Origin of the sequence: Gemmata sp. SH-PL17, from assembly GCF_001610855.1 — a bacterium.
GTDB lineage: Bacteria > Planctomycetota > Planctomycetia > Gemmatales > Gemmataceae > Gemmata > Gemmata massiliana.
This window is the reverse complement of record NZ_CP011271.1, coordinates 4142767-4162252: the sequence shown is the minus strand read 5'-3', so window position 1 is coordinate 4162252 and position 19486 is coordinate 4142767. Positions and strand designations below refer to the sequence as shown.

Sequence of the window (19486 nt, the reverse complement as noted above, 5' to 3'; positions counted from 1 at the left end):
CGATGAACCTTTACCGCTTTCACGTCGTTCCTGAATCGGCGTGGCGAACCCCCTGGCAGTCGGACACGCTCTCCGGCCTGCTCTGCGGGGCCATCGCCCGGCTTGAAGGGGGCGACACGTTACGACGGGCCGTTATTGACCCCGCTCTCGCCGCCCGGCCGCCGTTCGTGGTTTCCGATGCCTTTCCCGGCGACTGGCTCCCGATTCCCGCTCGCGTCAAACTTCTCGACTGGCCGGTCGGCGAGCGCAAGCCCGTGAAACGTGCGCGCTGGCTCAACCGCACTTCGTTCGAGCGGATGCAGCGAGGACAAGCTCCCGCGCTGCAAGACCTCATTGAGATTTCCGGTTTTCACGAAACCACGCAGCTGCACAACACGATCAACCGAGCCAGTAGTGCCACATTGGACGACGGCGGGCTCTATTCCCGCGAAGAAACGTACTTGAGCGCCGGCCAAGTTCGGTTGACGGTCTACGCTCGGCTCGAGACCGAGTTCCGCGAACTCTTCTGGCGCGCCCTATGTGAATTGGCTACGGGCGGTTACGGTGCCGACCGATCCGCCGGGAAGGGGCAGTTCCGCATTGAAGGCGAACTCGAACAAGTTCCCGCTCTCGACCGTATCGACCGACCCGACGCACTGGTGGTGCTCTCGACGTTTCAACCGGCTCCAAGCGACCCGACCGACGGGGCCTGGGATGCGTTCACCAAGTACGGCAAACTCGGACCCGAGTTCGGTTTGGAGAACGTCTTCAAACGCCCGCTCGTGCTGTTCAAGCCCGGAGCCACTTTTCGCATTCCGGACCGGCGCGAGTGGCTCGGTCGCGCCATTCCCATGCGCGAGTTCCTCGCCCCAGATGCCGCGGATGCTCTACGCGCCAGGGACATTGAAGTGATCCATTACGCATTCGGTCTCGCGGTTCCCCTGGTTTGGCCCACCCAAGATTCTGGAACTGGTGCCCTATGAGTCCGAGCGTTCTGCTTTGCACCGTTGGGACGAGCTTGTTGAACCCGGGTAACGTAGCCGGAACGCGGACGGTTAACGGGGTGACTGATTGGAACGCGGTTTCAGCCGATCTCGCTCGCGCGGAACCGACCAATCGCATCTGCGGCGCGGAAATCAATTCCGTCGCCAGCCTGATCGCTCACGGGTATGCTTCCAGCGACGCGAGCGTGTACCTTTTCCACTCCGATACGGAAGCCGGGCGCCAAATTGCTGCGACCCTATCGGAACACTTCCTGGGTCACGGCCACGCACAGGTAAGGGCGGTTGCCGTTGCGGATCTTCAGGACGCCGACCCGAAGCGGTTTCGCACGAAGGGCCTTCGGAACCTCGTGAAATCGATCTGTGCGAGCGTGTGCAATCACTCGGCTCCCGCCTGCGCCATCAACGCGACGGGCGGGTACAAAGCACAGATTGCCATCGCGGTCTTGCTCGGACAAGCTCTTGGCATTCCCGTTTACTACATGCACGAGCGGTTTAGTGAGATCATCCCGTTCCCCCCTCTGCCCGTCGCTCTGGATTTTCAAGTATGGATGAGGGCCAGCGGGCTTCTCGCCGCGCTCGAACGAGAACCGCAAGCAAAAGCACTCTTCCGAGACGAGTGGGAGGAAAAATACGACAGCCTGGTCGAGATCGAATCGATCGACGGAACCGAGTTCCTGGAGCTCTCTCCAACCGGCCAGATTTTTCAAGAGACCTTCAAGCAGCGTTTTCGGACTGAGCGAGATCAGTTTCTACCACCTCCGGCGATACGAAAACTCGCGCCCGTATTACACGAGCACGGAGTTATCAATCTGTTGCGCACCGAGCTCCTACAATACTTGAACGCCGTCACCCAGGGAGTCAAAGCGATCACTCGCTGCATTACGAACTACTGCCACCGCCAACTGAACGAGCCGACACGGTTTCGCATTAAAGGTGATGAGATTGAAGGGATCTACACCGATGGGACGCGCACGGTGAAGTTTAAGGTCGAAACCACAGCCACAACCCCTGGGCAGCGCGACGCCGTTGTTGCCGCGTTGAACGAGTGGGTTCAATCGCGCTGATGACAATCGAATCCACTCGTCCGACCGGCTGAACTGACAGGAATTACTTTGCCCTACCGTTTCACGTTGTTAAGCGTCTCCAAAGCCACCAGCAGCGCCTGCGTGCCTTTGCGCCCAAACCCTTGTGCACGAACGGCTTCGTAGAGCTGCTTCGCTAGCCCCAGCCCCGGCAGCGCGAGGTTCATCTTCTCGGCCTCGGCTAGGGCGATGCCCATGTCCTTGATGAAGTGTTCCACGCGCCGCTACGCGGCGTTCGGGTTAGCGACAAACGCTGTCGCCATAACGGTTTGCAAGCTACGGACGCCCCCTCAGCACGGACCTTCAGGAGGCGTGATTTGAGCTTACCGCAGGGCTGTTTTTAGTCAATCCGTGCACCGTTTTGTGCACCAGAAAGTGCCCAGAAAAACGCACTTTCAAAAAATGGGAAAATTCCCAGAGTGCCCTCGAAGGACTCGTCCGGGCAAGGTGTCTTATTTCGGTTGCGGATTTAACCCCACCCGGATGAGGCACCGCTGGAGAGAGTCGCAACAGCCAAGCTCAGACGATGTGCGCGATTTTGCTTCTTTTCGACTTGTCTCCGCGTCCGTTCCTCAGTCACATCATCGAGAGAATCAGGATTTATCTTCGTCACGTTTCGCTTTGGAACTCTGTGTCGAACTTCGACCGCGAGCCGGGAACAGTCGGTGAAAGGATCGCCTGATGTCATTTGCCAACTTCACCGAACTGTTCCAACAAGCAACGGGTAACCCGAACCCGTTCCCGTATCAAGCGCGATTCGCGGAAGCAGAAAACCTCCCGGAACTTGTTCACGCGCCCACAGGCGCGGGGAAAACCGCGACCGCCGTTCTTGGTTGGTTGTGGCGTCGCTTCTTCGCGAACAAGCCAACACCGCGCCGATTGGTGTACTGCCTGCCGATGCGTGTTCTCGTGGAGCAGACCCGAGACGAAGCTCGCAAGTGGTTGAAGAATCTCGGCTTTGAAGAGAAGGTGAAAGTTCATGTTCTGATGGGTGGGGAAGACGCCGAAGAGTGGGATCTCGACCCGGAGAAACCCACGGTCTTGATTGGCACACAAGACATGCTTTTGTCCCGCGCGCTGAATCGTGGGTACGGCATGGGTCGGTTCCGTTGGCCGATGCATTACGGGTTACTGAACAACGACGCCCTTTGGGTTCTCGATGAAATTCAGTTGATGGGCACCGGGTTGGCGACCTCGACGCAACTTCAAGCGTTCCGCGAAGCGCTCGGTGTGTACGGAACCGTGAAAACAATCTGGATGTCGGCGACACTCCTTCCGCGCTGGCTTGCTTCGGTCGATTATCGAAATCGGATCGAACCAGAGTTGCGGTTGACGACGCTTCAACTCGACCAGAACACGGACTACCGAGCCGATGGACTTCGGGAGCGCTGGGAAGCGAAGAAGCCGATCCAACGTGCCGCGCTGCTCCGTGCTGCCGAACAAGAAGAGAAAGCCGAACCAGTCGCGTCGACGGAAGTAGTGTTCACGGCCGATGAATCGGCGAAAGTGGCTGAATTCGTGAAGGCGAAACACTGTCCCGGTTCCCTTACGCTGGTGATTGTGAACACGGTTGATCGGTGCCGCGCGCTGTTCGAGGCAATCCGCACGCTCTATTCACCGAAGCCCAGAGGTCGGGGAAAGAACGCCACGCCAAGCGCGCCGGTGCCCGCGCCAGACTTGAAGTTGATCCATTCCCGATTCCGCCCGAAGGAGCGCGAAGAGTGGCGTTCGTGGCTCACCGCGAAGGAGCTACCGGCGCTCGGGCGCATCATCGTCTCAACCCAAGTTGTCGAGGCGGGGGTTGACCTGTCGGCCCGAACGCTGATTACCGAACTGGCACCGTGGCCGAGTCTGGTCCAGCGCTTTGGGCGGTGCAACCGGCGCGGCGAGTTCCCCGGTGAGAACGGCACCGACCCAGCCCAACTGTTCTGGATCGACGTTCCGACCCCGGCGACCGGGGCGAAGAAGAGTTTGGCACCACCGTATACCGATGAGGAACTCGACCAGTCGCGAACGCGGCTCGCCACCACCCGCGATGTTGGGTTGAAGTCGCTTACCGAGTTCTTCGACCGGTTGAACGGCGATGAGCGCAACGCACTATTCCCATTCGACCCGCCGCACGTCATCCGTCGGAAGGATTTCATCGACCTGTTCGATACGACGCCAGACCTCGCCGGAAACGACATCGACGTTTCGCGATTCATCCGCGACGGCGACGAAATCGATGTGCAAGCATTCTGGCGCGCTGCTACGCCACCGAGAGGAGAATTGCGCGCGGCACAGGCGAGCCGCATCATGCCAGCGCGGGAAGAACTCTGCACGGTGAAGATTGGTGACTTCCGGCAGTTCCTTGAAGATCACACGGCGCACCGTTGGGATTCGCTCGCTTCGGAGTGGATAGGAGCAGATGCGAGCGCGGTGTACCCCGGACAGGTGTATTGGATCGCGACCGCCGAAGGCGGCTACGACACGCAACTCGGTTGGAACCCGAGCGCGGATTGGTCGGCTGACCTCTGGATTCGCGACCCGGCCACGGAGAGCGCATCGGAGACAACCGAGGAACCTGGATACGACACGGAGTTCCTCTCCGTCTACGGGTGGCAATCGATCACCGAACACACTCGCGACGTACTCGAAGCGCTGACCACGATTCTGAAGGAACTGAACCTGAACGAAGTCCCGCGTGAGGCACTGGCGCTCGCGATTCGCTGGCATGATTGGGGTAAGGCTCATTCCGTCTTCCAGGATGCGATTCGCGACGAACCCGACGGTGTCGGGAAGCGCCCGAAACAACACACCGGGAAGCGGGACATCGCGAAGGCCGCTCCGGAAGAGGTATGGCAGCGCTACAAGCGAAAACATTTCCGGCACGAACTCGCGTCTGCGCTCGGCGTGCTGACGCTGCTCAAGAGCGAGCATCCGCCGGACGGGTGGAAGGCGCTCGACGCGCACCTGACGAATCTCGCGCTGTACCTCATCGCGGCCCACCACGGCAAGGTTCGACTGTCAATTCGCTCGATGCCCGACGAGCGTACACCCGATACGCCCGGCGCGCTGTTCGCCCGCGGCGTGTGGGAAGGAGACAAGCTACCGGCGGTCGATCTCGGTGGGGGTGTTTCTGCGCCTGCGGTGGCCGCGCTCGACCTATCGCCGATGCTGTTGGGGCAGGTGGATAGCCAACCGAGTTGGGCCGAGCGAGTGCTTCGCCTGCGTGACGACAAAGCAAAACCCGAAGACACCGCACCGCGCTTCGGCCCGCTGAAGCTCGCGTACCTGGAATCGCTGATTCGCGTCGCGGACATGCGCGCGAGCAAAGCCGCTGACGAGAAGGCGAAGAAGCCGAAAGGGGCGCAGTCGTGAACGAACCTTTGTCTCTCGACGGCTGCACTCCCGAACCGCTCATGGGCTATCTGAAGGCGCTGGGCGTGCTGCGTCTCGTCAGCGAGAAAGACCCTGAAGCGCGCGGCTCCTGGCAAGACGGCGTGTTCAAGTTGAACACGACCCTCGACCGCAACGGCTTCGCAAAGTTCTTCCGAGATGAGTACAAGCCGACACCGCTTCTCGCGCCGTGGAACGGTGGATCGGGGTTCTACGTCAAACTCGACCTCGACGGGTTCTTGGATAGTGGCGGGAAAGAAGTCACGTTCAAAGATCGTGATGTTGTGAACGCGATCAATGCAATTGAGTCGTCAAATGTTGAACGGCTCATCCACTACGGCAACCAAATCCGCGAGACAAAAAAGGCCCTCGGTACCCTTGCCGAACGAGTCGATTTCGCGGTGGCGCTCGCGGAACCGCTGAGTCGGTGGCCGGAAGCGAAGACGAAGCCCGCTCAGAAGAAGGTAAAGGAAGACGCAACGAAAATCCTGAACGCGATGATGCTGTTCCGTTCCGGCGAAGACACCTTTTCAATTGGTAAGGCTGCGAAGGATGAGTTTGTTTCCGACCTCCGCGGGAAGGTACTCACCGATGACGGGTTGTTCTGGCTCGATGCGGCACTTGCGATGCGCACAGGCCAGAAGAAGAATCGGACGGAATCGCCCACGCTCGGTAGTGGCGGGAACATCGGGAACAGTGACTTCTCGGCTCGGTTCGCACAACTGCTCCCGAAGGTAATGCCCCTGCAAAATGGGAAACTATTCCCCGCAGGTTCTGCCTCGTGGTTGGATGCCGCGCTATTCGGTGTACCCGCGCCGCATTTGGGGGATCACAGCGTTGACCAGTTCGACCCCGGCAAAGCGGGTGGAGCGAACGGAACGCAAGGTATGGAAGCCGACCCGACACTCAACCCGTGGGATTATCTCCTGATGATGGAGGGCGCGCTCGCGCTCGCCGGAAACACGTCGCGCCGGCTCGGGGCGGGCCGCGCGGCAGCGAGTTTTCCGTTCGTTGTGGAGAGTTCACCGGCGGGACACGGCTCCATCGGAAACGACAAGACGCGCGGGGAAGCGTGGTTGCCGCTTTGGTCAGCACCGGCTCTCTACGGTGAAGTGAAACTGCTTCTCAGCGAAGGGCGGGCCGAAGTCGGTCGCGTTCGCGCATGGTCTGGGTTGACCTTCGCCCAAGCCGTCGCCGGGCTTGGCGTTGATCGCGGCATCCGGTCGTTCGTGCGCTACGAGTTTCAGGAACGACTTGGGCAGAGCTACATCGCCACACCGGTCGGTCGCTTCGATGTCCCGAACGCCCCAATCAACGGTATCGAACTCGTCCGCGCGCTGAACCCGGTACTCAACTCCCTTCAGATGGGCGTCGATGACAAAGCGCCCGCGCGATTCTCAACGGCGCTGCGCCGAATCGAGTCGGCCGTATTCGACTTCTGCAAGTACGGCGGTCCGGAACGGCTCGCGAGCATCTTGGCTGCGCTGGGTAATGCGGAGCGGGAGTTAGCAGTTGGAGACATCAAGCCAGAAAAGCGCCGCACGCGCCGACCGCTCTCCGGGCTATCTACCGGCTGGCTGACGGCCGCGAACGATGGTTCGGCCGAGTTCAGTCTCGCTCGGAGCGTTGTGTTCCTACACGCCGGGGCGAAAACCGGCCCGGTTCGTCAGTACCTCGAACCGGTAGAATACAACGCCAAGTTCCGGTCGTGGGTGTGGTGCGAGCGCGGCGGGCATGTCGTTTGGGGTAGTGGCGATCTCGCCCGCAACTTGGGTGCGGTTGTCGCTCGTCGGCTGATGGATTCGGAGAAGAACGGCGAACCGCTCCCGCCATTCGGTAGCTCCTTCCCGGCCGCGCTGTCAAACGTCAGCGCGTTCCTCAACCGCGAAACCGATGACGAGAAACTCGAAGAACTCCTCTGGGGTCTTTCACTCGTAGAGCGCGGAGAAGAGAGGGAACTGCCAACAGCAGGCGGGCCGACGGGACTGCCGCGGGCCTATGCGCTCATGAAATTGACGCTGCTTCCGGGCCGCCTCCGCTGGGAGCCCGCACTCAACGGTGATGCCGTACTTCGATTGACATGTCCTAGTGCAGACGAAACACCAAGCGGAATCGCGGTGAAGCCCGAACCAGCGATTGCGGCGAAGCTCCGCGCCGGAGACGTACAGGGCGCGTGCGAAGTCGCGGCTCGTCGCCTCCGTGCGTCGAGCTTCAGTCTGATTGGTGGGTTCCTTGCGGACGGTTCCCGCCGCGACATCGATTGGGCGAGCGGTGGGACATCACCCGAGCGCTTGCTCGCCGCGCTACTGCTTCCGATTTCCGACATTACCGTGAATCAACTGGCCGATCTTGTCCTTCGCCGTCCGTCGGCGGAAACCCTCGTGTAAAGGAGAATCGCCCGTGGCCGACCCATTCGAGAAACTCAAGGACGCTCCGCGCCTCCTGATGGAAGCGCGGCTCAAGCCGCTTCAAGGTCAACGATTCCAGCCGACCGGGTTCGCCGATCTCGGCCCGGCGCGTTTCAAGGCGTACCGTGACGATAGTCCAACGGAGATGCTGCTCGTTGAATCTCCGCAGTCGGTAGCGAACCGACTCGAAACGGTTTGCTGGGATCGAGCAAACGGAAAGCTCGTCTCCGACCTCGACGGGATGCCCTACGTTCAAGTGAACCGCCCGGACAAAACACCCCTTACGAACTCGATTCTCGAATCACACCGGCTGAACTCGCCTTACATCCTCGAAGGCAAAAACGACACCGTTCTAAAGATGCTGAAAACGGATGTCGCGGGGATGGAGAAGGGACCGGTCGATATCGGCAAGCTCGCATGCACCGTGTTCAAGTACGACGCGAACGCCGTGCTGCATGGCGTGTTTCTCGCGAAGTCCGAACTCGCCGGTGGACGGCTGCGAATGCCGCGCTTGCTGTCGGGTTTCATCGAAGCATCCGATGTGCAAGACGCGGCAAGCGGTGGGGTAAAGAACGATCACGTTGACCCGTCTGGCGATACCGCGCGCGGGTTCGGCAACGTGCCGTTCCATCGATCGGAGTTCACCGCGAAGCAACTCGTTGCCTACTTCAACCTCGATCTTTCCCAGCTTCGCGGTTACGGGTTGGGCGCGAGCGCAGAGACGTTCCTTACCGCACTTGCGCTGTTCAAGATTAGGCAATTCCTAAAGTCGGGACTTCGACTTCGTACCGCGTGTGACCTCGACGTTGACGGGGAATTAAAAGTAACACGTCCCGACGGCTTCACGGTTCCCGATGAGAAGGCGCTCGCTGGGCTTCTGAAGGATTCGGTCGCGGCGTGCAAGAAAGAGAAACTGTTCGCCGAACCGCCAGTTACGACAGTGCTCTACGAAGAGAAATAGGCCCACCAAGATTCGACACACCAAAACGGCGCACTGAGGATCATTTCATGCCCGTATCTGTCGCCCTCAGCTTCCCCGGCGGGCGGTTCCATGCGACCCCGTGGGGCCACCACGTCAACGAAGCACTCCCAGAGTGGCCACCGTCGCCGTGGCGGTTCCTCCGAGCGCTCGTCGCCGTGTGGAAGCGGAAGCTCTCGAAGCGATTGAACCTCAGCGCGGTCGAACCGGTGTTGTCCGAACTGGCAAAGACGCGACCAGGGTTCTATCTGCCGCCAGCCACGCTCGGCCACACACGCCACTACATGCCGCTCAACTCGACCGACGAAAGCAAGCGAACGAAAGTGTTCGATGCGTTCGTGTCGCTTGCTCCCGATACAGAGATTGTGTTCCACTGGGCTCACGCGACCTTGACCGACGACGACAAGCAGACGCTTCGTCTGCTCCTCTCGCAACTTGGCTATTTCGGACGGGCCGAATCGTGGTGCGCGGCTCAGTTACTTGCGGATTTCGACACAACGCGCCTCAACTGCGCGCCGGAGTCTGTGCTTGGGAAAGAATCGGTGCGCGTGCTAGCTGCCGATCCCGACACTTGGAACGGGTGGAGCTTCAAGGACAAGAAGATCGTGCTCCCCGATCCGAAGTGGAATCTTCTTGCCGAGACAGCCGACCTGCACCTCGAACGGTGGAGTGATCCGCCTGGGTCGAAGTGGGTGACATACTCGCGCCCTGCCGATTGCTTCGCCCTGCGACCAACGCCACGGCCGGTTTCACCGGGTGACGCGAAGACAGGGTTCATTGTTGCGCGGTTCGTCTTGGATGTGGCCGAAGGACGCCGACCGCTGCCACTCGTGACCGAAACGCTTCCGCTGGCCGAAGAGGTTCGTCGGCAGGTTGGACGCGAATATGCGCGCGTCGTGCGCTCTCGGAACAAGGGAGTCGAGTTCGCGAAAGACGACCTCCGGTTTGTGTCGCCGATCCTCCACGGAAAGGACGAGCACGGTAACCCGGCCAATTCCCACACCTGCGCGTTCTACCTACCCACCGACGAAGATCGCGACGGACGAATAGACCACATCACCCTGTTCGCGCAGGGGCATTTTTCTCGCGACGATGTGTCAGCCCTCGACCGGTTGCGTTCGCTCTCATTCGGCAAGGAAGGCGAACCGGATGAAGAGATTGAGCCCAGCCAGCGCAGAACGACTCACCGCTTGCTGCTCGTCGGCCTCGACAGTGCGAAGCCGTCCCACACGGGCCAGTTCCGTCCGGCACGGGTGTGGGAATCGGCAACCCCGTACATCGCCTATCGACATCTGAAAAAGAGCGGCGCCAAGCGTGACCGACGGGAGTTCATTCCACCCGAAGCGATACCGGAGTTCATGGTTCACGTCCTCGCGGAGGATTGGGACCAGCGCACCGACCTCAAGTTCCCTAAGCCGGAGAAGATCGAGTTCCTTCTCGATCCACTCACGTCACTGGGTTGGCGTTACCGCAGCCTTCAATTCAAACGCGGGCGGAATCGGCGCGGCGACGATGGGTACAGCCGGCCGTTTGGTGCCTTCCGCCTGACCTTTTCTGAACCAGTCAGTGGCCCGATAAGCCTCGGCTACGCCTGTCACTTCGGGATGGGCTCTTTCCGACCAGGACCGACCGATGCGTCGCACTGATGACCGATGGCAATCAATCGCGGTCGAACGTCCCTTCTGCCCCTTCGATGGCAGGAAGTTTGTCGAACATCAGTAAGTCCGCAGGGGCAACGCCAAGCCCGCTCGCTATAAGGCAGATGTTTTCAAGGCTGACGTTCCGTTCACCGCGTTCGATGCTACCGAAGTAGCTCCGGTCCATTTTGATTTCGTGCGCAAACGCTTCCTGCGAAACACCTTTCGCTTTCCGAAGCTGGCGCACGCGCCGGCCAAACAGCACTTTCACTTCGGGGACTGCCATCAGGTGACGATGGCGATTTGCTCCTTTTCGATCCACGGCCTATAGTTCCACGGACTTTAACTCCCTTTCTGCTTCTTTGCACCTGATGTTCTCCCTGCCGCAAGCCGAGAGGTCAGTGATGGATGGCGTAGCCAAAGACCAACCGAACCACGAAACTGACAAAATTACGATAATATTAATCATATTTGGTATCGCCTTCATTGTGGTTTCATTAACTATTGTGGCGCTGCAGAAAGTCGGGGCTATCGGACAATCGAATCCCGAAAGCGCGCCGACCAACTTCGAAGATGAGAAGGCAATGGCAATCACGATGGCGCAAAACTTCGTGAAGGAGCGGCTCAAGTCTCCATCGTCCGCGTCTTTCCCGTGGGGGTCCGATGAGTACCGAGCGACGAGGGCGAGTGACGGGACTTGGAGCGTGTCCGGATGGGTTGAGGCGGTGAATAGGTTCAACGCAAAACTTCGCGTGCGCTGGTCGGTCGAAATGAAACGCGAGGGAACGTACTGGAAGTTGTTTTCGATCAATATTCAGGACTAACTCTACTTTCCGAATCGTCTCAGGCCCTGTGCCGAACGTCAACCTGCGCAGCCTTCGAGCCTGAAACGTGATTGCCAAGCGCGCGTCGGAAGCGACTTAATTCGCTTATTTCGCACAGCGGGGAGTGGACTTAGTTCTTCGATCGCGCCAGAGGCGATGCAGATGATTGATAAACATTTGTATATTGATAATAATTTAAGTAAACTGATTATCGCGTCGTCTTCACCCGCCACCCTCGCACTCGCGCGAAAAAAGAACTAGCCGCTTTGCGAATTAAGCGAATTAAGCTGCCCGACACCACGAGAGGAGTGCCGAGCGCAAGGAGTTCGTTACATCAGGAGATGTGCCAGACGTTCGCCGGCCGCCCTGCTGTCGGCTGCTTTTCCAGCCGGATGCGCCGCTGAGAAAGGAGCATTTCGAGGCACGACTTCAGTTCCGACGCTGAAAGCCTGTTGTTGAACAAGCGATGAATCTCCTTTGTCGCCATCGGTTTCTGCCGTAACGCAGTAAGGATGCGCTCGGCGTTCTGGTTCCCGAGTGCCTGCCCGAAGATCAGCACCGCCGACGCCTCGCAGTAGTCCCACACCGCGTAGGAGGCGGCCAAGTGCTCACAGCGAACTAACGGTGAACGGTCGAGCAGCGCGTACAGCATGGAGAGCCGCATCACGATCGGCTGTGCCCTCGCGATGACGCTCGCAACGCTCCCCGCGCGTCCGCTGCCAAGCGTCGAGTACCGCGAGGCCCAGAGCTTCCGCGCGTCCTCGTCTCGTACCATCCGCTCGAAGTTGGCAGCGAACTCGATGCACTCGCTGAGCCGCTTTTGCAACCCGCTCAGGTCCAGCGGTCCGCCCCCTTCCGGCAAGCTTTTGGAACGACGAGACAGCACCCAGAGGAACCGGTTCGCGAAGCCGTTGAACCCTTCGACCGACGGCCACGAACTCTTAAGTTCGTAACGGGTGATGTGGCCGATGATCGCGATGTGCGCGTTCCGCGCCCGTGCCGGCGAGTTCTTCACCATCGATTGCAGGTTGCCGGTATCCCACGCCTCGCGGATGATCGGGCTGAGCGTGTTGGCGTCCCGTTTGATGGCTGCCAGTACGGACGCGAACTCCGACTCCACCACCAACAACCGCTTGTCGGTCACGCCCTGAGTGTCCGCGGCGGTCGCGCCAGCTTTCGGTTTCGCGTCCTCTTTTCCGATCGGGTCGCGTACCTGCCAGATAAGCCCTTCGCCCGAAGAGAGGCCGGTCATCTTCCGGACCAATGGAAACCCACCCGTTGCCCCTTCGAAAACGTTCTGAACGCGACCGAAAGAAGTCCCCTTTCGCCCCTGCGCAGTTTCCCCAACGATTACGGCGAACAGGTTGCCAAAGTGTTTGGTGGCTTCCGCGAGGGAGTGCGCGACTCGGCCTATTGTACATCCGAACATTACCAAGAATTGAACGAGGATCGCGACCGGATCGGCTTCGGTCTCTGGTTCGATGGTGCGGACCACATCTCCCGCGAGCCCGTACAAAGCTTCGGGACGCAGCACCGGCCAATCTTCCTTTTGCTCGGGGTCGAAATCATCTAAGCTGTCCGCGTCCTTCTCGGACAAGTTCCCGATGATGCCCAACACTTCCTCTTCATCCATCGGAGGAGCGCATCTCAGCGCCCACGCGAGCGCGTAGGCCGTGAGGACGTGAATTGGGACACGGCGCCCGAGCGCAGACCCGATGAGTCGGCAAGCGCGGTTGTGTCGCTGACCTTCGGGCGCTCCGGGGGCGGTTCGGATGTCGAGGTCGGGAGCGAGTTCAGCGAAGGCTTCATCACTGTTCGACCGCGACGAGGACGACCGTTTCGTCCGAGTGACCAATTCGAGGAGCCATGCGGGAGCAAAGGCGATTTCGATTTCTTCCGGCGACTGCACCCAGAGGTATTTCACACCGGATCGATGATCGCTCTCTGGAACGATGACGTAACCACCATCCCCGCGAGTATCCACTTCGGGAAGCGCCCGCACCAAACTGCGGATCGAAACTCCGTCTGGAATTCGGAAGAAATAGTGCTCACCCTTGGCGGTTTTTGCGACGACAGTTTCAGGCAACTTCCCGTGTCGCTGCTCCAGTTCCGCGAGAGCGGCACACCCTTCCGGCCCGTCCACATCGAGCACCCAAACGCCGCTTACGGTGCCCGTTGCGAGGCCGATGTTCGCGTCCGGGAACGCACCCCACCATTTCCGAATCTGCTCTGGGTCGCTGCTTGCGCCCTTGCATCCGTTAGTGACCGCGGGGTGTTTTGCCGCTGAGGTGCAGTCTGCCTTACCGCAACTACAACACCCATCCCGCATAGTGTGACAGGGGAAGACCTTGCAACCCATCACCGCATAAAACTCGGCCCATTCTTTCTTCGATCGCACTGGCTCACCGATGTGGAAGCTCCCGGCTTGCGGCACCGTCGTTGGCGCAGAAAAGCAAGTCGGTTACCTCCCGGCGAACCGGATGCGAGCGGATGAGCCGGACGCCGAGTTTCGGAGGGAATGAAGTGAACCGGAATCCGGAAAAAATCCGGAGCGGATTCGCGCTAGAGGTCGCGTTGCGGAACGATACTGCGCCCTTGCGCGCGCTGTTTGCTCGCTCGGCGCTGTTTCGGGAACAGGTCAGGGACCGTCTTCGGGATCGCGCGAAGGTAGCGTTCGAACGAGCCGAACTCGGGCACTTCGTACCCTTCTTGAGAGTTGGTTTTCAACCACTTCCAAACCTGCTGTTTCGTAATCGCATCGAGAGCCGTTAGTTGAGCGAGTTCATCCACGGCAACGCGGCACGCACAATAGACTCGCCGGATTCGCTCGTCGAGTTTCTTCAACTCCCGCGGAACCGCCCCCTCTGTACTACTCAGTTGCACCGCTTGCGGTTCTGATTCTGCGATGTTGCTCGGTTGCTGCGGTGCGTGATCCTTGTTCGCGGCTTGCCATGTGTTGTTGAAGTCGATCAACGCCGTTTCGATCCGCGGCGCGTCCCATTCCTCGATAGCCGCGGAACGGGTCGCTTCTTGAACCGCGTGGCGGAACTTGAGCGCGGGAAGCGCGTCCCACTCTTCCAGCCCGTCGAGTTCGATCGAGAGGAAGTATTCACGAGCAATTCGCGTCTGCGCCAAGAAGATCGGATACCACTGGCCGCGTGTCGAATCATCGAGCTTGGCGCGAATTGCTGCTTCGAGCAACAACTTCCCGGATCGCGTCACGGCGACCAGTTCATCCCGATGTCGTGTGGATGGATTGATGAGTGAAAACATGAGGCACTTCACGGTGATCGCGCCGACTCGGTCAACCCCTCTCGGCTTACCCAGGAAACAGCCGGCGCGGAACGAGGAAAACGTCTCCGTGCCATCGTACCCGTTCCGCGTCGGCTCAAAAGGACCAACCCGCCCCGGTCACACCAGTTCACGCAAGGCATGAAGGGCACGAGCGAGCCGGGTCGTTTCGCTGGAACACTCAGGACCGGCGGATACGGTCGAGGCTGTTTTTCAAAGCACGCCCCTTTTCCGAGAGGTGCCCGTAGTGCCGGTGAATCATGGCCGTCGTCGAGTGCCCGAGCAGTTCCGCGAGGTGCGTATCCGGAACACCCGCCTCAAGCGCATCGGTTGCGAAGGTGTGTCGGTAGCCGCTCGTCAGCGGACGCCGATTCAAGCCGAGTTTCCGCTGCGCCCGTCCCATCGCCTGCTTCCATCCGGTCTTCCGCCACCGCTCGCCACGGTTGTTGCGGAACAGAGGGCCGGTTGGGTGCTTGTCGGCGAGAGTACGGCAGAGAGAAAGAACGGATTGCGGAAGGTAGATCGTCCGAACGCGCCCAGTTCGGGCGGTCTTGTGCTCGGTGAGAACCCAGCAACCCGCGTCCCAAGACACGTCTTTCGCTTCCACCCGAGCCACTTCACCCGGACGCGCACCGGTTTCGCGGACGGCTTGCAGGAAGAGACGGAACGCGGGCGAGACAACTTCGAGAATACGCGCGTGTAACTCGATATCGATGAGGACTTCGGCCCCGCGACTCTTGGCGGGGGGCTTCTTCATGCCCTTGAGCGGATTGGGCAGAACGCGCCCGAGTTTCTCCGCCCACGAGTACACGGTACACACCACCATCAGCGCATACCGCCGGGTCGCGGAAGACCACTTCCCACGACTCGCCCAGTCGATCACTTGCGGCGGAGTCAGTTCGGCCGGATCTCGGGTTCCGAAAGTTGTGGTGAACGGTTTCAGGATGGACCGGTACGCGGTCAGCGTGCCCGGTGTCACCCGTTCCGCGGCTGACTTCTCGAACTCTGTCACGAGGTCAGCGACCGTGAACCGTGCCCCCTGTTTCACGGAGTTCGGATCGTTGAGCAACTCCGAGAAGCGCGCGAACGCCTCCGACTTATTGCTCTTGCCGCGGGCTAGGAATACCTGCTTTCCATCGTGCCAGACGTACCACGAATCTTTCCCTTTGCGATACCACGGACTGCCAGTCTTTTGCATCGGCTGTGCACCAATCCGTGCACCAAAACCGCTCTTGCCTCACCGTTTGATCCCGTTGAGCGTCTCCAAAGCCACCAGCAGCGCGTGCGTGCCCTTGCGCCCAAACCCTTGTGCACGAACGGCTTCGTAGAGCTGCTTCGCCAGGCCCAGACCCGGGAGCGACAGGTTCATCTTCTCGGCTTCCGCCAGGGCGATGCCCATGTCCTTGATGAAGTGCTCGACGTAGAAACCCGGCTCGAAGTTGCGCGCCAGCATACGCGGCCCGAGCACTTCCAGCGCCTTGCTACCCGCGGCACCGACGCTCACGCTCTTGAACACCGTTTCGAGGTCGAGACCGGCCTTGTACCCGTACAGCAGTCCCTCGCATACCGCGATCATGTTCGAGGAAATGAGGATCTGGTTCACCATCTTGGTGTGCTGACCGGCCCCCGGAGCGCCCTGGTGGACGATCGTCTTCCCCATGCACTCGAACACCGGCTGCACGGCCTCAACAACGTCTTTGTCCCCGCCGATCATGATGGAAAGCGCCGCGTTCTTCGCACCGACGTCTCCCCCGCTAACCGGGGCATCGAGCGCGGCGACGCCCTTCGCCTTTGCTGCCTCGTAGATCTCTTTCGCCAGCGAGGGTTCGCTGGTCGTCATGTCCACCAGCACCGCGCCCGGTTTCGCCCCCGCAAGTGCCCCGTCAGTACCCAGGAGCACCTCGCGAACGTCCTTCGGGAACCCGACGATCGCGAACACGATGTCGGCTTGTTCCGCGACTTCCTTCGGGCTACGAGCGAGCTTCGCGCCGGCTTCCACGAGGGGTTGAGCCTTATCCGCGGACCGGTTGTACACCGTCGCCGAATAGCCCTTCGTCATGGCGTGCTGGCACATCCACCGACCCATGACACCCGTGCCGATCCAGCCGATACGGGTCTTTCCGGGTTGCGCGACGGAGATTTTCATTGCGTGGGTCTCGTTAAGGAAGTATGTGTATTCTTTACAGTTTTCGCAGTGGTTGACCGTGCCGGGACAAATTCACTTCCCTGGCAAGAAGCCAGCGACTGGCGCTCATGTTAGTGAACCCGCCTTCACGCTGACACAACCGGACGCGAACGGAATACCTTCCTGCCTTTTGCTTCTTCTTTAGAGGCAAAAGCGGGTTGTTACATTCATTGAAGGACCGCCCCGCGTGATCGCGAACGATATCCCCAAACTCAGTGCTCCCGTCGTGCTCGTTCACGGTCTGTGCGGGTATGACCGCGTGGTGGCTTTCGGGCGGACGCTCAAGGACTACTTCCCGGGCATTCGGGAGCAACTCGAAGCGGTTGGGAACCGCGTTCTTGTGCCCCGGTTGAGTTGCACACTCGGCGTGTCCGCTCGGGCAGGCGAACTGGCGCGGTACATCCAGAGACACGTTCCGACGGGTCCGGTCCACGTGATCGGGCACAGCATGGGCGGCCTCGACGCCCGCTACATGGTGAGCCAGCTCGGGATGGCCGATCGCGTCCGGTCACTCACCACGGTCGGTACCCCGCACCGCGGGAGCGCGTTCGCGGATTGGGGCGTCGGCCGGTTCGGTCGGCTCCTCGCGCCGTTCTTTCAGTTCCTCGGGCTGTCGTATCAGGCATTCATCGACCTGACTTCCGCCGCGTGCCGCCGGTTCAACGAAACGGTGCGGGACGTCCGCGGAGTGCGGTACTACTCCGTCGCGGGCGTGTGTGAGGGGCAGTGGATCGGCCCGGAATGGCGGTTCCCGCACGGTATCGTGAGCCGCGCGGAAGGTCCGAATGACGGGGTCGTATCGGTCGCATCGGCTTCGTGGGGCGAACACACCGACGTGTGGGACGGGGATCACCTGAATCTGGTCAACTGGCCGAACCGGTTGGCACGGAAGTGCGGAGTATGGGACTCGTTCGCCCCGGATTACGGCCGCATCTTGCGCCGGGTCGCGTTGAGCGACTAATGCGTTCCGCAGGAACGGGTTCGCGGGAGGAAGCCGACCGACCGCTAAATCTTACCCGCCCCGCGCGCTGTGTGGAAGCGCCCCGTGCGCTGTGACCGCGCTAACACGAGCGCCGTCGACATTTCTCCCGTCGCACTTTGACGTTTCTCAATGTTCAGCGCGTGGAACCCTCCGATGGAAAGGTAGCCGCCACGGAAAGCGGCACTCCACCTCGGAAGGGTCTCCACCAATGCGTAAACTGTTTCTCGCGGCGCTGGGTGTGTTCGCTCTCGCAAGCGCCGCGACCGCACAACAACCTCAGTACCAACCCGCGCCCCGATACCCCGCCACCGTACCCAGCGCGGCCGCAGCGACCCCGCTGCAACCGGCTTCGGGAGCGACCGTCATTCAAGGGAGCGGCGGCTGCACGAACTGCGGGACCGTTGGCCCGGTGACCCGCGGGTTCAAGATGTCCAGCATCACCGGCGGCAACTGCCAGTACGGTGCGCCGTGCCAGAACGGGTGCGGGAGCGTGAAGAGCGATCTCGCGTTCCACTTCGGCTCGTGCAAGCAGTTCTTCTCACCGTGCGGTCCGACTGGCTGTGGGATCACCCCGATGGCTCAACCCTACGGCACCGGCTTCGGCTGTCCGCGCGCCTACGACAGCTACGCGAACCACTAAAAACGGTCGCGAATCCGAGGTCGGCTTCTAACAGCCGACTCGGATTCCGCGATTATCGTGCCCGAGTCCTTGTAGGCTCGGGCAAACACCCGGCCTCACCACGTTACTCTGCTGGCGCGGGAACCAGTTGCACATCATCCAGTTCGAGTTTGCGCCCGTCCTCGGCACGCAATTCAAGCCGAGCACGTTTCCCCTTCTTGCGATCCACGAGCGCGAACTCGGACTCCCCGCACCCCCACTGCCCCAGCGCGACCAACACGAGCAAGAGCCCTCTGCCCTTCTCCGTGAGGACGTAATCCTTGTACGCGCTCCCGTCGGACGCGGGGATCTTCTCAAGCACCCCATCGTCGACTAGTTTCTTGAGCCGCACCGTGAGGATGTTCTTCGCGACGCCCAAGCTCGCTTGGAACTCCCCGAACCGCTTCTTCCCGATGAAGGCATCGCGCACGATCAGGAGCGCCCACCAGTCGCCCACCGTGTCCAGCGACCGCGCGATCGGGCACTCCTCCTTCGCGAAACTTGTTCGCTTCATACCGCCCCCTCAATAGTCTTGTATCAAGTTGCAATGTGCAACCTCTCTGGAATTGTACCTGTTTAGTTGCAAATTGCAACTTCCTTCAAAGGATGGCCAAGTGACTTCGTTCAAGGCGGTCCGTGTGAGACAGGCGCGGATCTTGTCGGTTGAGGTGCCGGCGGCTATATTCGTAATAATCGTGCTGTCCACTTTGGAAACGAATTGGGGATTGGTGTAACGGTAGCACGAGTGACTCTGACTCACTTAGTCTAGGTTCGAATCCTAGATCCCCAACTCAATCAAACCCCACGATTGTCTTGAAATCGTGGGGTTTTTCATTTGTCAGCCCCAAGTCACTTACACTCTGTAGCCAAATTGTCACCAATCGCCTTTCTGCTCCTTAAACTGTAACCGACTCAAAAAAGTTCACGAACAAGTTTGCGTAATTTTTACATATTTGCGATGTCCTTTTGCTCGCCCAAAGGAGTTCCACCTTCGAGGAGGTTTCACGATGGCATCGAATAACTTAAAGTCGGGCAGCGAGTGCGAGGCGCAACGGTGACCCGGCGTGACAAAGCATGTT

The 19486-nt window shown here is 60.2% G+C and carries 15 protein-coding genes, 1 tRNA gene and 1 pseudogene; 10 read left to right on the top strand and 7 right to left on the bottom strand.

What is annotated here, in order from left to right; genetic code table 11:
• Positions 1 to 2 precede the first annotated feature (2 nt).
• Together csm4 and VT84_RS17380 are read left to right on the top strand one after the other, a co-directional pair.
• The gene (csm4, locus tag VT84_RS17385; RefSeq protein ID WP_082840415.1) at positions 3 to 962 is read left to right on the top strand and encodes a type III-A CRISPR-associated RAMP protein Csm4; all 960 of its coding nucleotides are present in this window, start codon (positions 3 to 5) and stop codon (positions 960 to 962) included.
• On the top strand, positions 959 to 2047 hold the full coding sequence (locus VT84_RS17380; protein WP_082840414.1) for a putative CRISPR-associated protein: 1089 nt from the start codon (positions 959 to 961) through the stop codon (positions 2045 to 2047). The genes csm4 and VT84_RS17380 overlap by 4 nt, the downstream gene beginning before the upstream one ends.
• Before the next feature lie 53 nt (positions 2048 to 2100).
• Here the strand turns inward: VT84_RS17380 and VT84_RS17375 are convergent.
• Positions 2101 to 2283: pseudogene (locus VT84_RS17375) on the bottom strand (NAD-binding protein); the annotation flags it as partial.
• Positions 2284 to 2746: 463 nt separating this feature from the next.
• On the opposite strand from VT84_RS17375, the gene VT84_RS17370 reads away from it, so the two are divergent.
• Genes VT84_RS17370 through csb2 form a run of 4 tightly spaced genes read left to right on the top strand, consistent with a single transcriptional unit; the run spans position 2747 to position 10476 of the window.
• Entirely contained in the window at positions 2747 to 5425 is a 2679-nt protein-coding gene (locus tag VT84_RS17370; protein WP_082840413.1) for a CRISPR-associated helicase/endonuclease Cas3, read from the top strand.
• Positions 5422 to 7830: a type I-U CRISPR-associated protein Csx17 gene (gene csx17, locus VT84_RS17365; RefSeq protein WP_157469572.1), complete on the top strand. Its 2409-nt coding sequence runs from the start codon at positions 5422 to 5424 to the stop codon at positions 7828 to 7830. The genes VT84_RS17370 and csx17 overlap by 4 nt, the downstream gene beginning before the upstream one ends.
• A gap of 13 nt (positions 7831 to 7843) precedes the next feature.
• Positions 7844 to 8812 (top strand): type I-U CRISPR-associated RAMP protein Csb1/Cas7u, encoded by a 969-nt coding sequence (gene cas7u, locus VT84_RS17360; RefSeq protein WP_082840411.1) that lies wholly within the window; start codon positions 7844 to 7846, stop codon positions 8810 to 8812.
• A gap of 47 nt (positions 8813 to 8859) precedes the next feature.
• Positions 8860 to 10476 (top strand): type I-U CRISPR-associated protein Csb2, encoded by a 1617-nt coding sequence (gene csb2, locus VT84_RS17355; protein ID WP_082840410.1) that lies wholly within the window; start codon positions 8860 to 8862, stop codon positions 10474 to 10476.
• 13 nt (positions 10477 to 10489) lie between these two features.
• Here csb2 and VT84_RS17350 read toward each other — a convergent pair whose 3' ends face one another.
• The gene (locus VT84_RS17350) at positions 10490 to 10789 is read right to left on the bottom strand and encodes a helix-turn-helix domain-containing protein (protein ID WP_204249784.1); all 300 of its coding nucleotides are present in this window, start codon (positions 10787 to 10789) and stop codon (positions 10490 to 10492) included.
• A 79-nt stretch (positions 10790 to 10868) separates the two neighbouring features.
• On the opposite strand from VT84_RS17350, the gene VT84_RS17345 reads away from it, so the two are divergent.
• Positions 10869 to 11291: a hypothetical protein gene (locus VT84_RS17345; protein ID WP_157469570.1), complete on the top strand. Its 423-nt coding sequence runs from the start codon at positions 10869 to 10871 to the stop codon at positions 11289 to 11291.
• A 334-nt stretch (positions 11292 to 11625) separates the two neighbouring features.
• On the opposite strand, the gene VT84_RS17340 is transcribed toward VT84_RS17345, so the two are convergent.
• The 4 genes from VT84_RS17340 to VT84_RS17325 form a co-directional block, all read right to left on the bottom strand.
• Entirely contained in the window at positions 11626 to 13653 is a 2028-nt protein-coding gene (locus tag VT84_RS17340) for a bifunctional DNA primase/polymerase (protein WP_410000399.1), read from the bottom strand.
• A gap of 200 nt (positions 13654 to 13853) precedes the next feature.
• Entirely contained in the window at positions 13854 to 14564 is a 711-nt protein-coding gene (locus VT84_RS17335; RefSeq protein WP_082840406.1) for a hypothetical protein, read from the bottom strand.
• A 199-nt stretch (positions 14565 to 14763) separates the two neighbouring features.
• Positions 14764 to 15780, bottom strand: a complete 1017-nt coding sequence (locus VT84_RS17330) for a tyrosine-type recombinase/integrase (protein WP_082840405.1) — start codon at positions 15778 to 15780, stop codon at positions 14764 to 14766.
• Between the two features lie 39 nt (positions 15781 to 15819).
• Positions 15820 to 16800 carry an NAD(P)-dependent oxidoreductase gene (locus VT84_RS17325; RefSeq protein WP_255359569.1) on the bottom strand — a complete coding sequence of 327 codons (981 nt, stop codon included), beginning with the start codon at positions 16798 to 16800 and terminating at the stop codon, positions 15820 to 15822.
• Between the two features lie 154 nt (positions 16801 to 16954).
• Between VT84_RS17325 and VT84_RS17320 the strand changes: the two genes are divergently transcribed.
• Both VT84_RS17320 and VT84_RS17315 read left to right on the top strand, forming a co-directional pair.
• Positions 16955 to 17728 (top strand): alpha/beta fold hydrolase, encoded by a 774-nt coding sequence (locus VT84_RS17320; RefSeq protein WP_052553949.1) that lies wholly within the window; start codon positions 16955 to 16957, stop codon positions 17726 to 17728.
• Between the two features lie 229 nt (positions 17729 to 17957).
• Positions 17958 to 18389, top strand: coding sequence for a hypothetical protein (locus VT84_RS17315; protein WP_052553946.1), 432 nt, complete (start codon positions 17958 to 17960; stop codon positions 18387 to 18389).
• A gap of 103 nt (positions 18390 to 18492) precedes the next feature.
• Here the strand turns inward: VT84_RS17315 and VT84_RS17310 are convergent, their stop codons facing one another.
• On the bottom strand, positions 18493 to 18921 hold the full coding sequence (locus VT84_RS17310) for a winged helix-turn-helix transcriptional regulator (protein WP_052553945.1): 429 nt from the start codon (positions 18919 to 18921) through the stop codon (positions 18493 to 18495).
• 205 nt (positions 18922 to 19126) lie between these two features.
• On the opposite strand from VT84_RS17310, the gene VT84_RS17305 reads away from it, so the two are divergent.
• Positions 19127 to 19197 (top strand) — tRNA-Gln (locus VT84_RS17305).
• Positions 19198 to 19486 lie beyond the last annotated feature (289 nt).